This window comes from Aquimarina gracilis (assembly GCF_035285365.1).
In the GTDB taxonomy this organism is placed as follows: Bacteria; Bacteroidota; Bacteroidia; order Flavobacteriales; family Flavobacteriaceae; genus Aquimarina; species Aquimarina gracilis.
Genome location: NZ_JAYKLX010000003.1, coordinates 549,160 through 571,134 on the forward strand (window position 1 = coordinate 549,160; position 21,975 = coordinate 571,134).

17 protein-coding genes are annotated in these 21,975 nt (G+C 34.0%); 7 read left to right on the plus strand and 10 right to left on the minus strand.

All coding sequences use genetic code 11. The annotated features are described in order from the left end of the window. Positions 1-32: 32 nt before the first annotated feature. From U6A24_RS08350 to U6A24_RS08360, 3 genes are all read right to left on the minus strand, one after another. Positions 33-971: an ATP synthase subunit B family protein gene (locus tag U6A24_RS08350; protein ID WP_324179491.1), complete on the minus strand. Its 939-nt coding sequence runs from the start codon at positions 969-971 to the stop codon at positions 33-35. 111 nt (positions 972-1,082) lie between these two features. Next, positions 1,083-1,817, minus strand: coding sequence for a LytR/AlgR family response regulator transcription factor (locus U6A24_RS08355; protein ID WP_324179492.1), 735 nt, complete (start codon positions 1,815-1,817; stop codon positions 1,083-1,085). Further along, on the minus strand, positions 1,807-2,883 hold the full coding sequence (locus U6A24_RS08360; protein ID WP_324179493.1) for a sensor histidine kinase: 1,077 nt from the start codon (positions 2,881-2,883) through the stop codon (positions 1,807-1,809). The genes U6A24_RS08355 and U6A24_RS08360 overlap by 11 nt, the downstream gene beginning before the upstream one ends. Before the next feature lie 206 nt (positions 2,884-3,089). Here U6A24_RS08360 and U6A24_RS08365 point away from each other — a divergent pair, with 206 nt between their 5' ends. From U6A24_RS08365 to U6A24_RS08380, 4 genes are read left to right on the plus strand one after another with little or no spacing between them, the layout of a single operon-like run. After that, positions 3,090-4,940: a glycoside hydrolase family 13 protein gene (locus tag U6A24_RS08365; RefSeq protein WP_324179494.1), complete on the plus strand. Its 1,851-nt coding sequence runs from the start codon at positions 3,090-3,092 to the stop codon at positions 4,938-4,940. A gap of 23 nt (positions 4,941-4,963) precedes the next feature. Further along, a complete protein-coding gene (locus U6A24_RS08370) occupies positions 4,964-5,878 on the plus strand; it encodes a YybH family protein (RefSeq protein WP_324179495.1) in 915 nt (304 codons plus the stop codon). A 25-nt stretch (positions 5,879-5,903) separates the two neighbouring features. Beyond that, the gene (locus tag U6A24_RS08375) at positions 5,904-6,755 is read left to right on the plus strand and encodes a hypothetical protein (protein ID WP_324179496.1); all 852 of its coding nucleotides are present in this window, start codon (positions 5,904-5,906) and stop codon (positions 6,753-6,755) included. Then, positions 6,752-7,642: a carbohydrate kinase family protein gene (locus U6A24_RS08380; RefSeq protein ID WP_324179497.1), complete on the plus strand. Its 891-nt coding sequence runs from the start codon at positions 6,752-6,754 to the stop codon at positions 7,640-7,642. Before U6A24_RS08375 ends, U6A24_RS08380 begins: the two co-directional genes overlap by 4 nt. Positions 7,643-7,653: 11 nt before the next feature. Here the strand turns inward: U6A24_RS08380 and ppk1 are convergent, their stop codons facing one another. The 6 genes from ppk1 to U6A24_RS08410 all read right to left on the minus strand — a co-directional run bounded on the left by ppk1 (position 7,654) and on the right by U6A24_RS08410 (position 15,903). Next, positions 7,654-9,678: a polyphosphate kinase 1 gene (gene ppk1, locus U6A24_RS08385; protein WP_324179498.1), complete on the minus strand. Its 2,025-nt coding sequence runs from the start codon at positions 9,676-9,678 to the stop codon at positions 7,654-7,656. A 121-nt stretch (positions 9,679-9,799) separates the two neighbouring features. Next, positions 9,800-10,186 carry a DUF2721 domain-containing protein gene (locus U6A24_RS08390; protein WP_324179499.1) on the minus strand — a complete coding sequence of 129 codons (387 nt, stop codon included), beginning with the start codon at positions 10,184-10,186 and terminating at the stop codon, positions 9,800-9,802. Positions 10,187-10,188: 2 nt separating this feature from the next. Continuing rightward, positions 10,189-10,941: a hypothetical protein gene (locus U6A24_RS08395; protein ID WP_324179500.1), complete on the minus strand. Its 753-nt coding sequence runs from the start codon at positions 10,939-10,941 to the stop codon at positions 10,189-10,191. Between the two features lie 54 nt (positions 10,942-10,995). After that, positions 10,996-11,526, minus strand: coding sequence for an outer membrane beta-barrel protein (locus tag U6A24_RS08400; RefSeq protein WP_324179501.1), 531 nt, complete (start codon positions 11,524-11,526; stop codon positions 10,996-10,998). 39 nt (positions 11,527-11,565) lie between these two features. Further along, positions 11,566-12,324, minus strand: a complete 759-nt coding sequence (locus U6A24_RS08405) for a flavodoxin family protein (RefSeq protein ID WP_324179502.1) — start codon at positions 12,322-12,324, stop codon at positions 11,566-11,568. A gap of 54 nt (positions 12,325-12,378) precedes the next feature. After that, entirely contained in the window at positions 12,379-15,903 is a 3,525-nt protein-coding gene (locus tag U6A24_RS08410) for a metallophosphatase (protein ID WP_324179503.1), read from the minus strand. Between the two features lie 448 nt (positions 15,904-16,351). On the opposite strand from U6A24_RS08410, the gene U6A24_RS08415 reads away from it, so the two are divergent. Beyond that, positions 16,352-16,855 (plus strand): nicotinate-nucleotide adenylyltransferase, encoded by a 504-nt coding sequence (locus U6A24_RS08415; protein ID WP_324179504.1) that lies wholly within the window; start codon positions 16,352-16,354, stop codon positions 16,853-16,855. Positions 16,856-16,900: 45 nt separating this feature from the next. On the opposite strand, the gene U6A24_RS08420 is transcribed toward U6A24_RS08415, so the two are convergent. Beyond that, a complete protein-coding gene (locus U6A24_RS08420) occupies positions 16,901-17,233 on the minus strand; it encodes a single-stranded DNA-binding protein (protein WP_324179505.1) in 333 nt (110 codons plus the stop codon). Positions 17,234-17,508: 275 nt separating this feature from the next. On the opposite strand from U6A24_RS08420, the gene U6A24_RS08425 reads away from it, so the two are divergent. Continuing rightward, positions 17,509-18,198: an alpha/beta fold hydrolase gene (locus U6A24_RS08425; RefSeq protein WP_324179506.1), complete on the plus strand. Its 690-nt coding sequence runs from the start codon at positions 17,509-17,511 to the stop codon at positions 18,196-18,198. A 168-nt stretch (positions 18,199-18,366) separates the two neighbouring features. Continuing rightward, positions 18,367-21,963 carry a hypothetical protein gene (locus U6A24_RS08430; protein ID WP_324179507.1) on the plus strand — a complete coding sequence of 1,199 codons (3,597 nt, stop codon included), beginning with the start codon at positions 18,367-18,369 and terminating at the stop codon, positions 21,961-21,963. Positions 21,964-21,975: the final 12 nt, after the last annotated feature.

The following is a 21,975-nucleotide window of genomic DNA, read 5'->3' on the forward strand; positions in this document are numbered from 1 at the left end:
TAATTGGTTTAGGAAATAAGAGCATTTATAAATTATTTAATGTCACTTTTGAAATCGTTTCCAAGGTTTTTCAAATTTTTAACCTCGGCAGTTTCAATAGCACTTAAACTGGAAAAATGAAAGAATTTTTTAAAAACAAAGCTCATGATATAAAAATACAATAAGGGTAATATTAAGAAAAGAACCACCAAATTACTAGCCATATTTATTATAAGTTTCATGAGCTCTTTTTTACCCTCTTTTAAAATTTCAAAAGCTTCAGAGAATCCTTCTTCAACACCTACCCCAATATCTTCAACTTTATTTACAACAGCATCTTCCACTTTTTTGACAATACTGATATCCTTGTGTCCTTTTTTTCTGGCTTTTTCGAGCTGCCGTTTTTTACGTGCTTCCTGTTGTGTTGTTATTTTTTCTCTTTTTTTGTTGTATTTATTTTTAATTGCAGATAGATGTTCATGTAATTTTGATCCCAAGTCCAGCTCCATGGTGTCCGATACATAATGAATACCGTTAACATATAAGGAAAGACCGGGATTGATAAGCAGTGCTACAATCAACAATTTAAGAGCTAGTCGTTTATATTTTTCTATAAATATACCTGCGAGAAATATAAGTGGGAGCACTTTGAATAAAACCGATTTCCCAATATTCACTAATATAGTTTGAACACCAATTACGATGTTTGCAAAAGTTAGATAATTTACAGCTCTCGAAAAAATACCTTCAAGTTCTGTAGCAAGCCCTCCTAGTAGCGGTATATTAGAATTATCTACATTTGTGGCAATACTTTTTAGTTCCATCGCGGCTCCTAGACCAAGCATCATATCACTATTTACTTTTGATAAAAAATCTATTGCCGGATTTACAAAAATATTAGTAAAAGCCAAAATAACAAGAGCCGTGGTAATAACAATAATCCAGATTTTATCCTTTTTGAGAAGGCTGGAGAGTGTTTGTGAAACATTCATGACATGGTAGGTTGATTAAAAGTTGTTTTGCTTTTGTGTAGGATTAAAGATATGTATTTTAAAGAAAAAAATGACTACGTACTGCTACGTAAATACGATAAACTGTGTATACTAAAAATACCCTAAAGTATCTTTAACAATTTCCTTGTAATTTCGGCCTACGGGAATCTTAACTCCTTTAATATCAATTTCACTTGGCGAAAAAGAATCAATAAAGTCTAGCGAAACAATAAATGACCTATGCACTCTTAAAAACTTTGTGTTAGGAAGTGTTTCTTCAATATTTGATATGCTTTTGAGTGCCACAATTTCCCGATCTACCGTTTTAATTTTTATATAGTTTCTAATGCTCTCGATATACTGGATTTCTCTTAGAAACACTTTTTGCATCTTTTTTTCAACTTTAAGATAAATAAAAGCATTATTGTCTGGGTTTACAGTACTCTCGTTGGGTATTTGTTGAGGAACATTTATAGGTGTTAACTCTTTAAAAATTTTTTGTATTGATTTTAAAAACCTTGGAAACTCAATGGGTTTTAAAAGATAATCTGATGCTTCTAGATCAAAAGCATCTACAGCATAGTTACTATATGCTGTTGTGAATATTACTTTTGGAGGATTGTTTAATTGCTTCAAGAAATCGGTTCCTGTAATTTCTGGCATTTCGATATCCAAAAAAAGCAAATCGACATTTTTTTTTGCAATTACATTAAAGGCTTCAAGGGCGTTGGCACAGTTACCTATAAGTTCAAGATTATCAACTCTAGAAATATAGTTTACCAAGATATCTCTGGCCAGAGGCTCATCGTCTACAACCAAACAAGTTATTTTATCTTTAGCGTTCATTGGTGTCAAGATTTAGCTTTAAGGTTGATTCATAAGAAAGTCCGGTGTCTTCAGTTTTTAATAAGTAGTTGTTTTTGTATAATAATTCTAATCGTTTTTTTACGTTGGTAAATCCTATTCCTCCTTCAAGATTTATATCCTGCTTTTGATTTTGCAATTTTGAATTTTCCACTTTCATGATTAGGCTCTTCTTTTTTACCAAAATGCTAATGACAATCCACGAGTTACTTTGTATATGAGAGCCATGTTTGAACGCATTTTCTACAAAAGGAATAAGTAAAAAAGGAGGTATCATATATTCTTTATCAGTCTCAGTATTAAAACTGATATCCATTTGGTCATCAAACCTTAACTTCTCCAAATCTACATAGTTTTTTAGGTATTCTATTTCTTTTGATAAGGGAACTTTAGGAACATTGGCTTCATAAAGCATATATCGCATTAAACCCGAGAGTTTTAATACCGCAGCTTCAGCATTGCTCGATTTCTGAATAATTAAAGAATATAAGTTGTTTAAGGTATTAAATAAAAAATGTGGATGTACCTGATTACGAAGTTGATTTAATTCTGCTGCCAGTTTCTCTTTTTCAAGGCTAAGCGCCTTTTGTTGCGAATTGTAGTAGAATTTGAAGAAAATATAAGCCATAGGGAGTATGGCTGCATTGTTTACATCAAGAGCAGTTTTCATAATCTCGTTGACAGCAAAAAAACCGGCACTGTTCCACCCGGGTAGGTAATTGGGCTCTACATGATACAACATTATCGGTCTTTGAATAATGATGGTTGTTACCACTAAAGTGAAGAAGTAGAAAATGACAAATAAAGTAAACTTACGGGTAACAAAGAATTTTGGTATTAGAAACAATAATGTAATATAGACCAGAACAATTTTGCCGGGAAGCCCAAAGAACTGAATAAGAAAAGATCGTTTGTAATCGTGATCATAGGTGCCCCAGGTAATTCCGAAAAAAACTAAAATCCCGATCCAATACAATATATGTTTTGTAATCTTTTTGGAAAACAAACTGTTTAGAGGTACTGTATTTATAATTTGTTCTGATTTCATAGCGATTACTAAAGTCTGAAAAAATATTGGTAAAAAACAAAATCAAGGACAAATGACTTGCAATCTCTTACGAACTACAAAATCAGATTATATTTTCTAAAGTTAACAGATAACTTGCTTTCGGTCCTTGAAAATTGACATCTGTATAAACAATTTGGTTGCAACAATTATGCATTGTAATTATGAAGGAAAATCATAATTAATACATGCAAAAAAAAACATTACCACTAATCATTATTTGTGTCATTTTTTTAGGACTATTCCTTAATGCACAACAAAACGACAACAAAATACTTAAACATGTTGAGCCTCCCTTTTGGTGGGTTGGGATGAAAAACACTCAATTACAATTACTCGTTCATGGTGATAAGATAAGTGACTACAAAATTGAAATTTCTTACCCAGGAGTAGAGGTTATAAGTACAAACAAAGCGGAGAATCCTAATTATATATTCCTGAACCTTAAGATTTCTGAAAACACCAAACCAGGAATGTTTCGGGTATCTTTTATAAAGGGAAGCAAAAAAATGGAGTATCAATATTCATTGAAACCAAGGGTAAAAAGAGAAAATCAAGGACAGGGAGTCGATGGTTCTGATGTTATATACCTTATTACACCCGATCGTTTTGCAAATGGAGATACTTCCAATGATTCTACAGATGATACTATTGAAAAAGTTGACCGCAAGAATCACGATGGGAGACATGGAGGAGATATTAAAGGAATTTTGGATCATTTTGATTATATCAAAGAATACGGGGTTACTACATTATGGTTAAATCCTTTTCAAGAAAATGATCAGCCTGCATATTCTTATCATGGATATGGGATCTCAGACTTTTATAAAACCGATTCTCGATTTGGTACTAATGAAGACTTTAAAACACTGGTAGATAAAAGTCATCAAAATGGAATGAAGGTTATTATGGATCAAGTATTTAATCACTGTGGAGCCGGGCATTGGTGGATGAATGATCTGCCTTCAAAAGATTGGTTAAACCAATGGGAATCTTATACGTCTACAAATTTTGCAACCATTATAGCCTCTGATCCTTATGCCTCACGTAGCGACTATGATCTTTTAACAAAGGGTTGGTTTGATAAAAACTTGCCTGATTTAAATCTTGAAAATAAGTATATGGAAACATACATGATCCAAAATTCAATTTGGTGGGTCGAGTATGCTGGTCTAGACGGTATACGAATGGATACATACCCATATCCGGATCAAAATGCTATGTCAAATTGGATGCAAGCCTTGACCAACGAGTACCCTGGTTTTTATATGGTAGCCGAAACTTGGGCTAGTCGAACGTCATACCTATCGTATTGGAATAATGAAAACACCAATAGAAATGGATATACCTCTTATGTGAATAGCGTGAGTGACTATCCACTTTACTTTGCAATTTTAGAGTCGTTTGGCAAAGAAGGTGACATATACAAACTATATGAAACTCTGGCAGAAGATTTTGTTTACGGAAACGCATATAACAATAAAGTATTTAATGGTAATCATGATCAAGGGCGCATATTTGGAATATTAGGAGAGAATGTGGAAAAATTAAAACTAAGCATGGTGTTTACTCTAACCACCAGGGGAATTCCACAACTGTATTATGGAGATGAAATTCTTATGAAAAAAGATAAACCCGATGGGCAGTTGCGAGAGGATTTTCCAGGGGGGTGGGAAGGGGATACCCGAAATGCATTTACCGCAAGTGGAAGAACAGATAAAGAAAATGAAGTGTTTAATTACGTTAAAACAATCCTTAATTGGAGAAAAAATGCAAAATCCATCCATCAGGGAAAGCTTACGCACTATAAACCAGATCATAATGTTTATGTCTATTTCAGGCACACGGATAACGAAAATACCATGGTGATAATCAATAATAGTGATAAGAATATTCAAACATTTGACCTGACTAGATATTATGAATCATTCAAAGGATATTCAAAAGGGATTGATATCATTACAGGTAACAACTATGAAACTCTCGACACCATTGCAATTGGTAAAAACACAGCGTTGATTTTGGATTTAAAGAAGTAGTACAAACCTAATACAATAGACCAATGAAACTTAATTATATCTCTGTTTTCGTCATTTTAATGTTTTTTTCATGTACAGATTCGGGTACAAAACAATTTACAACACAAATTCCTGAAAAAAGAGATATAAGAAAACAGTTGCATAAATACAACGAGCAAATTATTGACGCTGCAATAACAAAATCGTTTGACAAGATAAGCGGATTGTATGCTGAAGATGCATTGCTAATGGCAGAGTTTCACCCTTTGATACAAAATACGAACAATATCAAAGGATACTATAATGAAATTTTCGAAAAAGAAAGTTTAAAAAAGTATACAAGAGAAATCATTGAAGTAATTGTTTTTGAAAATAGAGTTATCGAAATTGGATTGTTTACCAAAACATTAAGTAATACAAAAGAGTATAAAGGAAAATACCTGAACGTATGGAAATTAAAGGATAAGCAACTTACATTAAAAGCGGAAGCTTTTGGCTACCTAAATCATATAAAAAATCCCGAAGCGTTAATCGCTGCCAATGTCACAGTATCCAAACCGTATAAGGTAAATATACCTTGGGAGATGGAAGCCTATAACGCCTTAAATAAAACTAATGTGATGGATAGAATTCCAGAAAGATCGGCAAATGGATATACTGAAGATGCAAAATATCTTCCTTTTGCAGATACAATTAAGGTTGGTAAATCTGCTTTGTTGAAACATTATCAGGCCTATTATAAAAATCCTGCAAAAATAGACTCTTTGCAAGTATGGACATATGATTATGATGTCGTAGATAATGGTTATATACGATATACGGGCTTTTATGTTGATTGGACAGTACCAGGGTTTTCTGGGAATACGCAGGGATTGGGAATTTCCTATTGGCAAAGACTCGAGGACAATACCTTAAGAATACACAGACAAATTGGTACGCATATACATCAAAAAGAATAATATTAACCTTTTTAAACTAAGAGAAATGAACAATCACAAAACAAGTAAGCTTCTAAGACTTAGATTTATTTTTTCGACACTTCTAGTAATTTCTATGGTTATGTTTCCCATACACAGTTATGCGCAAAAGAAAAGGCAACTTACGTTTAATGTCGATATGAAAAATAAAAATACAGATTTCAATGTTCAGCTCCGAGGAGATTTTGGACCATTGTCCTGGTATGAAGGAATCAAAATGTTAGATCCAGATAAAGATGGAGTATATACGGTTTCTTTTGATTTTGAAACCCCTGAAGGAATCGAATTTTTGAATTATAAATATACTTTGAATGGCGACGATTGGGAAGCAGGAGAGAATAGAAAGATCACGTTAAAAAGCAATGAAAATACTTTTAAAGATACTTTTAGATATGCTGAAAAAAGTGAAAATCCATTCAAAAAATTTATTGGTGAATGGACATTAAAAGATGATAACTGGGAATATGTCGACGAAAACTTAACGAAAAGATCCATTAAAATAAAAGATCACCACACTGTTTGTAAAGAAATAAATACAAAAAACAGTATTCTTTTGATTGTAGATACCGGGGCATCACATGGTAGTGCTTTTTGGAGTTATGATTCTGATAAAAAAGAAATTAATACTCTTTCTAGTTTTTCTGGGAATCGCACTTCTGTAGGAAATGGTACCATTGATAAAAATGGAAACGTAGCGAGTAAGGTATTTTTTCAAGGGATAACCGATGGTAGATATAGAATATATACTTACAAGTGGGTTTCAGAAGATGAATATGTATTGAAATCTATCGAATATGATAAAAACCATAAACCTACCGGAATCTCTTATGGGGCATCTTTTGTAAAAATTAATAAATGAAAAAAGTGTTTAATATAGGTGGTGTATCCTTTAATTCAGTAATACACCTGGATGAGTTTCCAAACCCAATCCCAACTACAATTCATCATTGCAAGTTTAAAGAGACCGTTGGTAATACGGGAGCAGGAAAAGCAGTTACTCTCGCAAAATTAGGATTTGATGTTACATTTCATTCATTAATTGGCGACGATATATATGCCGAAAAAATCAAATTATATCTTGACCAACCTAACCTGAAATTCATTCATGATATTGACCTTAATGGAACCGAACGCCACTTAAACCTTATGAATAAAAAAGGTGAACGCATCTCTATTTTTATGAATCCAATGACCGATGAACCTAACATTGAGTACAATAAGTTTGATGAAGTAATTAAGAAATCTGATTTCGTGGTAGTAAATGTTTCGAACTATTGCCGAAATGTATTGCCTGTTTGTAAATCACATCATATCACAATATGGACAGATTTGCACGATTATGATGGTCATAGTGAGTATCATCAGGATTTTATAGCCGCATCAGATTATATTTTTTTAAGTTCAGATAATCTGAAAGATTATAAGATATTTATGAAAAAAATGATTGATCGAGGTAAAAAACTGGTTGTTTGTACACACGGAAGAAAAGGGGCCACATTACTTAGTCAAAATGGTTGGATTGAAGTTTCAGCAATTAAGAATTATAAAGTAAAGGATACCAATGGAGCCGGAGACGCCTTTTTTTCAGGTTTTTTATATGGCTTTGCAAAGGGATGTTCACTTGAAAAATGCATGCAATATGGAACCATTTCGGGAGGGCTTTGCATCCAGTCTGACTTTATTGCCAGTGAAAGTCTATCTTCAGAAATATTAGAACAAGAATATCTTAAGTTTTATACAAAATAAGCTATTCTTTTTTATTTCTGGGTTATTGCAGATAAAGTGGCTATTTGGGCTCTCACAGATTTAGTTGAATTTACATATGCATTGTCTTGCTCGGCATTGATAATACGGGCTTTTATGGTATCATCCAATTGTAGTTGGATCATCTTTCTTATTTTTAAGAATACATCCTGATCTAGTATTGGTGTGATTACTTCTATTCTGTGATCAAGGTTACGAGTCATCCAATCTGCAGAGCCTATAAACATTTTTTCATCTCCTCCATTCGCAAATATATATACTCTACTATGTTCCAAAAATCGATCAACAATGCTGGTAATATAAATATTTTCACTTTGATCTTTGATTCCTGGTACCAAACAACAGATTCCTCTAACCAGAAGTCGTATATTCACTCCTGCATTACTTGCATTGTATAGTAGATCAATCATTTTATAGTCTTGAAGACTATTTAGTTTCAAGATGATATAAGCTTCTTTTCCTTCTTTTGCATTATCAATCTCTTTTCCTATTAATTTTTCAAATGTATTTCGTGTTGAAAAAGGAGAAACCAACAATTTTTTGGTTTTAGGAACAATTATAGTTCCCTCCAATAATTGAAATACTTGATTTAACTCTGAGGTAATTTTTTTATTGGCGGTCATAAGACCAAAATCGGTATAAATTTTGGCAGTTTTTTCGTTAAAGTTACCTGTGCTTATGTAGCTATAATGTTTAGTGCTTTCATTTTCAATACGCTCAACTAATAATATTTTCGAATGTACTTTAATTCCTGGATAACTGTATCTTACTTTTGCCCCATTTTCTTCTAGGATCTTACCCCATCGTATATTGTTTTCTTCATCAAATCTGGCTTTGGTTTCTATAAAAACGAAAACTTCTTTTCCATTTTGTGTGGCTTTAAGCAAAGCTTCTGCCAATCTAGATTTTTTTGCTACACGATAAAGAGTAACCTTGATTTTGGTAACATTTTTATCACCTGCTGCTTGTTCTACCAATCGAAGAATATCCTCAAAAGATTCATAGGGATAATAGAGTAATCTATCTTTTTGGGCAATCGCCTTAAAAATAGAGGTGTAGTTTCTAAGTTCTGGGTGAGGAATAGGTTCGATGCTGTCTTCTGATAGCTTTTTATTTGTTGGATTGGGAAAACCAAAAAAATCTTTAAAGTTATGATATTTCCCTCCATAAAGAATATCTGTTTCGTTTGCATCTAGTATTTGTTGGGTACGTTCCAACAATTCTGTTGGCATTCGTTCATCAATAAGAAGCCTGGTGACTTGTCCAGTATCCCGGTTTCCCAGAGAGTTTTTTATTTTGGTAAGTAAATCACCCGAATATTCATTTTCAATATAGAGTTCTGCATCTCTTGAAATTTTAATGGCATAAAAATCAGAAGTCTTTTTTTCGGCATAAAGTTCTGCTAAATTATATTTCAGAATATCATCAACAAAAGTGATGTCAAAAGAACTGCCTTTGGTTGGAAACACAATAAATCTAGGCGTGTCTGAAGGAATTTTGACCACAAGAAGTTCTTTGTTATTTACAAATGCAGTAAGATAAAGCTGTTCATTTTCAATAAAAACAGATTCACGGTTTGATATATTATTAATAGTGGTTACCAGTTCATTTTTTAGATGTTTTTCAAAATATACTTTGGCAAACTTCTTTTGGGATTCTGAAAAACTTTCACAAGCAATTAATTTGATTCCTTCATTTTTAAGCTCATTTAGGATGTCATTTGTATAAATATTTCCGAATTCTTCTTGTTGAAGATGTACCTGCTTTTTTATTTGTTTCAGGAGTTTATTGGGCTTTGTGATTAGTTTTTTGCGCAATGATTTATCCAGATTCTTAATCTTTCTTATATCAGACACCCTAACTTTGAAAAATTCATCAAGGTTTGAAGAAAAAATGGCTAAAAACTTTATACGATCATAAAGAGAATTGTTTCTGTCGGCTGCTTCTTGTAACACTCGATGATTAAAGCGCAGCCAAGACAAATCTCTATTATAATATTTGTTTGATATTAATGCCATGTTTTTTTCGATTTTATTTGTGAAATGTAAAAATGATATTCAAAGATTTAAAAGGATAATAAATTATGGTTAGGTTATTTTTGTGTAAAAAAATATAAAGTTTTAAATCTTTCAATTTCCTTTATTCATTTGGTAAATTTTGAAATTGATCTTGTCTTATTTTAACAGCTTTAAATGAATAGACAATAAGAGCAATAAGCCCCAATAGTGCCGATACAATACCTATAATTGCCATATAAACAGAAAAATTCATTTTGGTCTCTACAATTCTAAACAATCCAGAAATTAATCCCGAAATCATAAAGCAAGCTACCGATAGGTACAAAAAGACCATTGCCCCATTAAGTAACTTAAGCTGTTTTAATTTTCTTTGAATTAAACGTTGATTGTTTGAGTCCTGAATAAGGTTTTTAATTTCGTTACTTAGGGCAATTAACAAGTTTGAAGTAGATAGGATTAATAATCCTATACCAGGGATAATTGTTATTGGGACATACCAGTTTTCCATATTTATTGATTAGAATAGATTGAAAATGCCTGATCAAAGAAAATAACTGCGTCTTTTTGATCAATTTCACTAACAGGCAAGACCGCACCTTTAAAGCCTTCAGTGTACCAATTTCCTATGGTTAAAGAATTAAAGTTGGATGTGTCTACCGCATCATGACCGTGATAACCGCTAATATAGAGATAGTAGTCATTAACCACAGAGTCTGGGATTGCCAGCCCCAAGCCAATAGACATATTTGATTTGTTTTTAAGCATTGCAAATGCTCCTGTATCAAAGTGATGGGGCCAAATTCTTATGTCTGATTCTATTTTATGGTTTTCTAGAAAGGTTTTTATCGAGAGCTGTGCCAGAGTCCTAAAGTGAATTAACCTTTTTAACCTCGAGGGATCGGTTAATTTAAATTCGAAATCATTAGTAATCTTGTCATAGGGTAAGTCATAATGAAAATCATAATTATATTGCTTTTTGATATTTGCTTCTTCAGCGGTTACTTGTATCCACTTTAAAACTTCAGAATGCAGGGTTTTATCTAACCGCAATGAGCTTTTCGAATTTTTAGAATTCCATTCTAAAGTAAAACGATGATAATTAAGAGAAAGTGTATCACCAGCTTCATTTAGAGGACGTGTATATAGATTTCCTTCGGTTATTGAGAATCCAAGATTTGTATGGCTATCGTCTTCCTTTTTTTCTAGAAAGCTTATTCCGGCAGCGGCGAGGTACTGTGCTGCTAAGTGCAATTGAGTTGTCATGTGTTGTGATTTTAATAAATGTTTTGACGTGTGATATATTTAGAATTGTAGTATTTAATGTGGTTGTTTTTGAGTTTTTCTGAAGATTGAAAAGATAACACCGGCAGAAATAAATTCATCATTAAGTTTACCGGCTACACCTTTAAATTCTATAAAAGCAAAAAGTTTTTTTAAGTTGTAATGAGCACCAAAACCATAATTCAATCCAAACTCATTTTCTTCTTTAGTTTGAGTATTTTGATTAATAAGGCGTTCTTTTTCGATACTGTAATTTAAACCCGCAAGTGGGTATATCCCTAGTTTATGGGTAAGTTCAAAGATGTAATGGGTATTAAGATTCAGTTCGGTAAGGGAAAGTTCGTATTCTTCATTAATTTCCTGATAAGGAAAAAAAGTAACCTCAGGACCAAAACAAAAATGATCATTGGGGCCATAGTAGATCCTGCCGTTAATTCCCAAAAGTTGCTCATTCATTTCTAAAGATGGAGCTATTCCTAGCATCCATCCTTGTTGAGCATATACATTGACTTCTGAAAATAACAGTAGTACCAACCAAAGCTTTGCAATTGCAAAATAAGTTTTCATACAGAATACTTTTTATGAAGTATGTAACAGGTTATCCAACTACCTTTTATGTTCAGGACTATCAAACCCGGCCTTGCAACCCGCCTCCCATTCGTCTGGTTGATTACCATGAGCAGGAATACCTCCATTATCTTTTAACATTCGGGCCAAATGCATGCAGTTCCATGCTAGAAAGGTTGTATTTCTATTTGTGAAATCATTTTCTGGTCCTCCGGATCCTTCATCCCTGTAAGAGGGGCCTGGTCCGGCTTCTCCCATCCATCCTGCATCGGCTTGAGGGGGCACTGTGTAACCAATATGCGAAAGTGAAAAAAGGATATTCATTGCACAATGTTTTACTCCATCTTCGTTTCCTGTGATGAGAGTCGCCCCAACTTTTCCATAGTCTCTATATTGTCCTTTGCTATTAAATTGATGGGTGTAACCATACATTCGTTCAAGTACTCGATTGCATACCGAAGATTTCTCGCCTAACCAAACTGAAGTACATAGTACTAATATGTCACAAGCATCTACTTCTTTTTGAAGCATTGGCCAGTCATCTTTTTCCCATTCGGGAGTTTGTGACATGTCGAGCCCCAATCCTGCCGGGATTACATAATCTACCGGTCTAATCACTTTTGTGGTTACTCCGTTGGCTTCAAAAACCTTTTTGGCGACTTCAATTAGCCCTTCAGTATGTGATAATACAGGTGTTCTATTGAGTGTGCAATTTAGAAATAGTACTTTTAAATCATTATATTTTGAAGGGGCACCAGAACATTGGCTTTCAGTGATTTTTTTTAATTGCTGTGACATTTGTGAATGTTTTTAGAGTGAAACTTTATTTTAAAGAATAATTTCTTTTTTGTGTTAAAAAGCGAATCCTACTGTAAAAATGATACGGCCACTATCTTCGCTACCGTAGAATCCAATATTTGCAGAGAAAGTATCTAATCCGCTAATCCAAAATGACCCACCTGTGGCGATGTGCCATTGATCAGAATTGTCATCTTTAATCCAAACTCTACCATGATCAAACCCTCCGGTTATGCCATATTTTAATGGGATAAAACTAGTTTTGAATTTCCCCAGAAGTAATCTTAAATCAACATTTTGATATAGTGCATATTTCCCGGTAAACCGTTCATTTCTAAAACCTCGTAGTCCATTATTTCCTCCTATTTGGGCTCCGTGATAAAATTCAAATTCATCTCCCAAAATGACCTCTCCACCAATTTTTGTTGCAAAAACAAGATTTCCAGTTTTATCAAGTCGATGATCAATAGAAAAATATGGTTCTACATATGCAAAACGATTTTTATTATCTCCTCCATCTATATTGGTTTTGTAGCCAGCGGTAATACCTGTATTTAACGCATAGGTTGGAAAAGCAAGGTTATCCTTATTTGCGAAATGATAATGTACTTCGGCTCCTGCATAGTTTTGCTTTTCAAATACATCGTTATCTGCCGGGATTGCATTGATAAATCTTCCGGCGGTGTTCTCGACTTCAAAGGATTCGAATATAGGTTTAACATAAAAATTTCCTCCATCCCGACCTCTCCAAATAAGAGAAACTGCGGTACTTATTTTTTCAATTCGAGTTCTGTTAAAGTCAAAGTCTACATCATCTCGATCATATTCTGTTTCATTCCCGAATCCAAAGAAGTTGATAGCAAATGTAGGACTGTTGTATTTTGCCTCGATACCAAAGTTCCAATTATGGAAGATGTTTGAAAATTCACCGGTATAGGAAACATCGAAGCCACCCGATCCCGTATAATAGGAGGCTCCTAAAGAATGTTTATGGGTAAAAGGATTTCGTTGTAATCCATATTGCGTAAAGGTGTTTAGAAATCCGGCACGAAGGCCATCATCTGGATTAAATGCGATTAAGGGAAGTAACTGGTTTACATTGTATTTACGTTTTTTGTAGTCGTAATTGTTGATCTCATAAGAATCTACAAGCCACCTACGCGATTTTTTATTTACTATAGTATTGTTCTTTGATTTGTAGTCATAGAGTTTTACTTTCTTTGTGTTTTTAAAGTCATAGGTGTCATTTTTTCGACCTCCCATAATTCGGGTCTTAATCGGGTTATCGCCATTGCCTTCAACTACAAATGAATCGTTTCCATCCAAACCGTAAAGCCAAATTTCTTTAGTTTCCTGTGCGCTAAATGTTCTATTGAAAATAGTCAAATCCTTTCTTAGAATGTCAATAGAGGTTTTGCCATCGGGAAGTCTTTTAATAATAAAATCGTCATCTTTTTGGGTCCCGGCGATGACTTCAAATTTACTAATATACAGATAGTATCGCCTGGCAATATCTTTTAGATTTTCTCTTCTACCCTTTAGTTTTGTTTTGATCTCTTCAATGGTTGATCCTTTAACCTCTTTAGGAAGTTTTTTAAATGCCTTTTCGATAATTTCATCGGTCACATTATTTTGAATGTAATTCACCTGTTGTTCCCACACGGTCCAATCTGATTTATTTATAAATGTAAGGTCAAGAGGATAGGGTTCGAAATTAAACCATTTGGTATTTGGGAGCTCTTCATCAAAAGACTGCATCATTCGTATAAAAGGAACCGCAAAACGCAAAAAGGAAAGTATGCTTCCGTCGAATACAGAAAAAGCTTGATCCCTATCTCGCGGTATAGGTTTGCATAGCTCTGTACCATCACCATTCTCAAAACGAGCCCAACGCCATTGATCCTCGTGGCGATCCCAATCACCAATTAGCATGTCAAATAGTCTTGCTCGTATGTAAGAAGGTTCGTCAACAATGGATTTGCCCGTTTTTCGAATTTCTTGTAGGACATCATCGGTACTTAATATATCTTTGGGTTTTCCAAAACTTGCCAAATCACTATGATTGGATTCTACTCGTTCTTCAATCATGTATAGTTCATCGCCATATTCATCATTAAATACGCCTAGAGTTTCTTGTTTTGGAACATAATATAAGACGGGATTTGTGTGATATACATTTGCTGCAGCTGCCAAAGTATTTACCGAAAATGGTGTATAAGGATGTGCAGTAGTATAAAAATCCAGTAGAAACCGGTCGGCAAAACTATCTTGAAGATCTTCTTCTATATACTTATCTTGAAATGCAGTGGCCTGTAAAAACTTAATGGCACTCTTTCTTAGGGCTCTCATTACATACTGTTTCCCATCTTTACCTTCTAATCGTAACGATTTAGATTGGTGTCCACCTCCTCGCCGTATAGGTGTAAGCCCTCCTTTAAGAGTATCGAGAAATACAATTGGGGCCTCTACTTGGGTGCTATAGTATTTTCGGTAATGATCACCCCATAAACCGCGATAGAGTTTTCCTTTTGTAGTTTCTTCGACTGAATAAACTGAGGCTTTTTGCGAAGTTCCAAAGCTACTTTTAGGTTTAAAATCGTAAGATATTTCTGGGCTTTCTCCAGGAAATATGATTTTGGAAAAAAGAGTAGAATTGGTCTCAATATCGAAATATTCAACCCCAGCTTTTCCAGTATTATAAATATCTAATCTGGCAAAACCATTTTTTGTAGAACCAAATTCATTGGTTTTACCAAGTTTAGTTTTTTCCGTTCGTCCTACAGAACCGCTTATGATTTGAGGAATACCATATTTATTAATGTACTGTAAGTTTTTGTCTTTTCCAGAAATGAAAATAGTATTTTCCTTTTGTCTGGTGAGTGTAATAAGTTTGTTTCTTAAGAGGGTATATTGTTTGTTCTGAAAATCCTGTATTGAAGTACCACCTGTTCTTGCCAGAATTCCCGTTTTGGTATTCGAGAAAATGGGATGGTGCATAGCAACAATCTTGATTTTATCTTGATTCTTTTTGAGAAGACTTTCAAACTCCTGAAAAAACTGAGTTCTGTTTTGTATGTCGCAATCATCATTAATGTAGATGTTTTTATCCCAATCCTCCAAAAACCATTGAGAATCAATAGCTATTAAAACTACATTTTCTGAAATATCTTTTTTCTTAATGGGACAGCCATCATCGGGATAGTATTTTGCTCGGCTATTTTCTTGTATAAATTTTTCGATTCTCTTTACATTTTTATAACCCGATATTTTCCATTCATTAGTTCCGGGAGTAAATATGATTTCTCCATTAAAGTCTGAGATGGCATCCAGTTGCATGCCTAATGAAGTTTTTGATGCTCTTTTTTTGATGCTCTTGGATTCTATAGTATTTCCAACAATTAGAAGCGTGGCATTTTGTGCATCCACGGAAGAAGATTGAATTTTTTCTAGGATGTCTAATCCCGAATTCTCATTTGTATTGGCCGTTATAAAAATAGAGGCCTCAATTTCCTGGGCATGTAAAACTCCCCGAGAAAGAATAATGAGCAGTAAGATGAGTTTTAGTTGTGTGAGTTTCATATATGAGAGGTAAAATCATTCTTGACGTTATAAGTATTGCGGGCTTGATCTTAAGGTTAGGGGACTGAAATATTTTTGAAAATCAAAATTTTAATTAACCCGGTGGTAGCATTCAGATCAATGTTTTTGGTTTCCAGAATTTCGCCAGCACGTAGTGCGAAGATTCGACCTAATTTATTAAAATAGTTACATGCTTCCAAAACCCAATATTTGGCATATATATTCAAGAGAGGACGACGGTTTATGAGTTAGTATTGTTAAAAATAATGAATTTTGTGATTACCTTTTACGAATTAGTCTCTGAAAGTTACTTCGGATTACAAAAGGACATTACTAATAAAACTGATAAATGTCATAGTTTACTAGCTATAGGCTGGATATTTTTAGGGGATACACAACAAAGGTCATTTTTTTAATTTTTACTAATCATTCATAAAAAATTAAAATCATGAAAAAAATAGTTTTAGGTTTACTTGTATTCGGATTCACTTTTCAGTCCTTTTCTCAAAATGTAGAGCAATTGGCCGAAGTATGGATTATTGCTACGAATTATAAATATCTCAGTGAGACAGACGCGGAAGATGAAGCACTTCCTATAGAGCTATTACAACGCAAAGTGGCAACATATGATATAAAAAGTTCTGATATCTATAACGATGAATATGATCACTACGAAGTAGCCTTTTATATCCCAGAGGGTAAGATCTTGGCGGCTTATGATAAGGATGGTAAAGTTTTGCGTACTGTAGAAAAATTTAAGAATGTAAAACTACCGGTATCCGTATCGCAATCTATACAAAAAAGATTTCCGGGTTGGAATGTTACCAAAGATGTCTATTTGGTTAATTTCCATGACAAGAAAGGTGTTACAAAAAAAATGTATAAGCTTAGATTAGAAAATGGTGATAAGCTTATAAGAGTAAAAACTGATGATGAAGGTAACTTCCTTTAGAATGAAAACATAAAGATGGGCGTCAGATACCTGACGCCCATTTTTTTATTTACCCAACATCAATAGTTCATTACAAACTACTTCTGTGATGTATCTTTTTTTTCCTTCACTATCTTCATAGCTTCTAGAGGTTAATTTTCCTTCTATGGCAATTTCCTGACCTTTATTTACATATTTTTCTATGATCTCGGCAGTTTTACCCCATGCTATAATATTGTGCCATTGTGTATCTGTAACTTTATCACCTTGTTTATTATAATAATGGTCATTGGTGGCGATAGAGAATTTGGCCAATTTTTTTCCAGATTCCAGATTTACAATTTCTGGTTCTTGTCCTAAGTTTCCAATCAACTGTACTTTGTTTTTAATCGTGTTCATAATTTTTAGTTTTTCGTATTAAACAATTGATACTATCGAGTTCTTATGTTTCGACGATGCAAACATAGATTTGGTTTTGCTAGAGATTCGGTTAGGAAGTATTTAGTTTCGTTTGTAACCGTTTGTAGTCGTTTAAAAACTTTTATTTTATTGATATGTAATTGTTTATGATTTGTGTATGGATTTATTTTTTCATTAAAAAAAAGTATTTTTAAAATGTATAGAAAGTAAATATCAACACTTTAATGTTTTAGCACAATTAAATGAATCGCAATATGAGTGAAAATATAGTTCTGCTTCATGGAGCTTTGGGAAGTAAAAATCAATTTAAAGAACTCACCAATATTTTGTCAAAAGAACTGAATGTTTTGGTTTTTGATTTTGAAGGACATGGGGGTAAACCTATTACTCATGATTATAGTATAGATTTATTTACAGAACAAACCTTGGCATTTATAAAGGAAAATAAAATACAGGGCGCACATATTTTTGGGTATAGTATGGGGGGCTATGTGGGGTTGAATGTAGCTCGAAAATATAATGGAGTAATCGGGAAAATTATGACTTTGGGGACCAAATTTGATTGGACTCCGGCATTTGCAGAACAGGAGGTGAAAATGTTAAACCCTGTAAAAATGCAAGAAAAAGTTCCAAAATTTACAAAATATCTTAAAAAAGTACACTCAGAAAGGTATTGGAGTCATGTTGTAGAACAGACGGCCAAAATGATGAGCGATTTGGGAAATAACCCAACATTACAAGAAAAGGAAATAATGCATATAGATAATGAAACTCTTATTGGAATAGGCGATTTAGACAAGATGGTAGGTCACGAAGAATCTAAAAGAATTGCTAATTCATTGCTCAAAGGGCAGTTTAAAGTAATAGATAATTGTCCTCATCCTATCGAACAAGTAGATAAGGAGGAATTGGCCAGAATTATTATTGGTTTTATAACAAATTGAATGAAACATTCTATAGACTCTTGTTCAACAAAGTAAAATTTCTTTTTCTACAAAAAATAAGCATAGAAATACTGGTGCCGCTGTTAAAACTGTGGTATTTTTAAGTAATCAACCAACGCTGTCTTTTTGATGATCATATTAGACAGAAGTGCACAAAAAATAACAACGATGCTTACCACAATTCAATCAAGTCCTGTTATAAAGGATAATTTTAAATTTTCGGACCTTTTTAAAGATTTTAACTGCACAAATGTCGATGAATTTGTTTTTGACGGAGTCACTCTCAAAATTTCTGAAGATGCTAGCGCATCGGGATTAAAAAATAAAATATCTTTTAAGGGTAAGTTAACGATGGAAGGAACACTTTCTATCTTTAAGGACTACTTAAATAGTGATGATTATATCGAAATTACTGGAACAATAATTTCTAGTTGCAAAGATCTTACTCAAAAAATAACGCCTCAAAATGCAACTTTTAAAAGCGTTTTACAATTTCACAAAGAAATATTTCAAGGGGTGACATTAACACAAGCCTGGATACAGTTAGATCTTACCAAAAAGGATAAAAATTGGGTGATCGTGCCAAAAATTGCTGGGGATTTTGATATAAATGACCTTACAGATAAAGATGAAGGTAAACTAACTGCCGAGCTTACCGAAGAAAACAAAACCTTGATTTTAAATGCTACTGCCAAAAACTTAAAAGGAGCATTTGGAATTCAGGAACTTTTTCTAGAAAATGTTACCGTCAATGGAAAAATTGGCGAGACCAAATCATTAAATATAGCATCGCAATTTGTTGTAGGTAATACAACATTTGATTTTGGCGGTGTTGTAACACCTGAAGCTACTGGTGTGATAGCAAAAGTAGATGATTTTAATCTAGATGAGCTTAACAACATATTTATAAAAATTGCCCCGGGTGGATTAACACTACCAGAATTTACTATTGATTTTAAGAATACAAGTATTGCTTTGGCGACGGCAGATTGTAAAATTGACACCACCGATGTGAAAATGGGGCTTACTGTAATGACCAATGCTACCGCACATGGGCACACTTTTGATACCCAGGCAGAGATTTCGTGTATGGGAGTCGTATTTTATGGAGCTTTAGGTAATCTCACCTTGGGTCCGGTTAAAATAAACAAGACCGCACTAGATTTTCAGATTTATAAGAAATCGACGCAGAAACCTGCCAAATTCGAAATTTCTGGCGAAGCAGTTATCGAAGGGGTTACTGTTGACTGCGGAATCTACTTCGAAAAATATACCGATTGGACTACAGTCCTATATGCTGATCTTGTTGCAAATTCTTTTAAAATGTCTCATGTTTTTCCCGAAACTCAAGGTTCTTTTGTAGATGAACTGTCGTTTTCAAAAGTTGGATTTATTTACGCTTCGGCTAGTTGTGTTACCAAAAATGAAGGGCTTAATTATTCTGTACAAGAAGGTTTACAATTAATGGGAGTTTTAGAAGAGATTCCGGGGTTGTCAAGTTTGACAGGTGAAAAGCATGTGGGGCTAATATTAACAGCTCATTTTGGAGCCGCAACCAATATTGGCATAGAGATACCGGATACGAGATTGCATCTTGGACACTCGGTAGAATGTGACCCTTTTAAAATTCAAATTAATATTACCCCACAGCCATCATTAATGTTGGTATTTGGTATAGAAGTAGATGTGCCAAAACAAACAACACCACTTCATTTTGATATGGCACTATCGGTAGGAGCAATTGAAGCCAAAGGATCGGTTACTATGAAAAACTATTGGGTTAATCCATTCGGTATTCATGGTGTGAAAATTGGTCCGGCTCTAGCTTTACAAATAGGCATTATTTATGAGCAGTTTGTAGCAACGGGAATCCCATCGGAGTTTGGAATTGCAGGTGGACTCGAAATTGCAGATACTGTAATCGATATGGCAGTAAGCATTTCAGAAAACCCTATGGAAGAAATTCTAATGGGGAAACTAGAGGAATTAAATCCTTCGCAATTAATAGAATTTGCCGCCAATCTAACTCATATAAATATACCAGATGTTCCAGACTTTTTTGAGCTAAAGGAGTTAGAGTTGTATTGTGCGCCTGCTGGAGGATCTATAGGAACAATTACCTACAAACCCGGGTTTAGCTTTTCAGGGGATTTGGTAATAGCCGGAAAAAAAATAGCGATGTATACCCGAGTTTCTGATACCGGAATCGAAGGAGTAGGACATATAGATAACCTTAATTTTGGTCCTCTAAAGATAGGAGGCGAAAAAGGCAAAGATGCTTCTGTAGACCTTGTACTAACCACATCAAAACAGTCCTTGTTAATCGATGGAAGTATTTCTTTTTTGGGTGCCAAAGAAGGGGTTTATGTAGATATTTCTAATCAAGGAATAGCCTTTACATTCGAGCAAAACTTTTTTGGTGCTCTAACATATAAAATTGAAGGAGAAAGTATAGGAACCATTACGAAGCCAGAAACATTGGATTTCAAACTTTCAGGAGAGATGGACAATAATATCAGTGCATATCTGAAAAATGAAGTTGCAGCACGATTGGATACAGCTCTCAAAAATGCTGAAGCAGGAATAGATAAAGCTGAAGCCGATGTGGATAAGACCCAAAAAGCATACGATGCCAAATTTGTTCCAGCTCAAAAAGCACTTACCAAAGCTCAAAAAGATGCAGATGTCTATCTCAAAAAACTTACAGACAACCTTAATAAAGAGAGGGAAAAGTATGTCAAAGATCTTGAAAAAGCCCAAAAAGATGTAAAGAAGGCAAAAGGTACGTATGACAATGCATTAAAGAAAGCTCAAAACGATGTAACTACCGCTCAAAAAGAATACAATGCTGGGATGAAAAAAGCGCAAAGTGACCTGGATGTTGCCCAAAGAGAATATAATAATGGTATAAAAACAGCACAAAAAGCTGTAAATGATGCAGAACGAAAATATAATAACAGTATAGGCGCTGCTCAAAGAGCTGTAGATAGTGCCAGCCGCAAGTGTAATAAACTAAAAAAGCATCATTATAATTACGGTACAACATTGGCAGCATATGGGATTGCCAAAGGAGTATTGGCTGCAGCAAAGAAATTTTTAGATGGCGCGAAATACGGGGTAGACTACACCGCATTTCAATCAGCAAGAGCAGCATTGCAAACGGCAAAAACGGGAGTAAACTATACCGCATTCGAATCTGCAAAAGCTGCAGTACAAGCTGCAAAGACAGGAGTGAATTACACCGCTTTTGAAGCCGCCAAGAAAACACTAGAAAGTGTTCGTTACGGAAGCGACTATACGGTGTGGCAAGGAGCTTTAAAAAGTTTAAGTGCTGTAAAGGTATCTGGGGAACAAGCGATCACACAGGCAAGTAATGCAATTAACACCATAGGAAGATCTGCAGCATATTTGGCCTTCGAAGCAGCTAAAAAAGAACTTGAAATTATTCAAAAAAGTACAGAGGCGGTTGCATTTGAGAGCGCCAAAGCAATTTTGGAAGGAGCAAAATTGGGGGCAAAAGGAGTATTGAAACTTTCAGAATATATTGCAAAACATGCAGGAGATATTATCGATATAAAGAAGATTAAAATTTCAGGAAGCTTAAAGGAAATAGAAAAAGGAAACCTATTTGATGCACAGTTGGATGTTGCACTTTTAGGAAAAGATTATCATTGGAATATTGATTTTAATGTTAAAGATGTGGTTAAGTTTATTGAGGCTCTATTTAATAAAGCTTTGGATGAGTTAAAAACACTTCCTGTTTAAAATATTTTATTT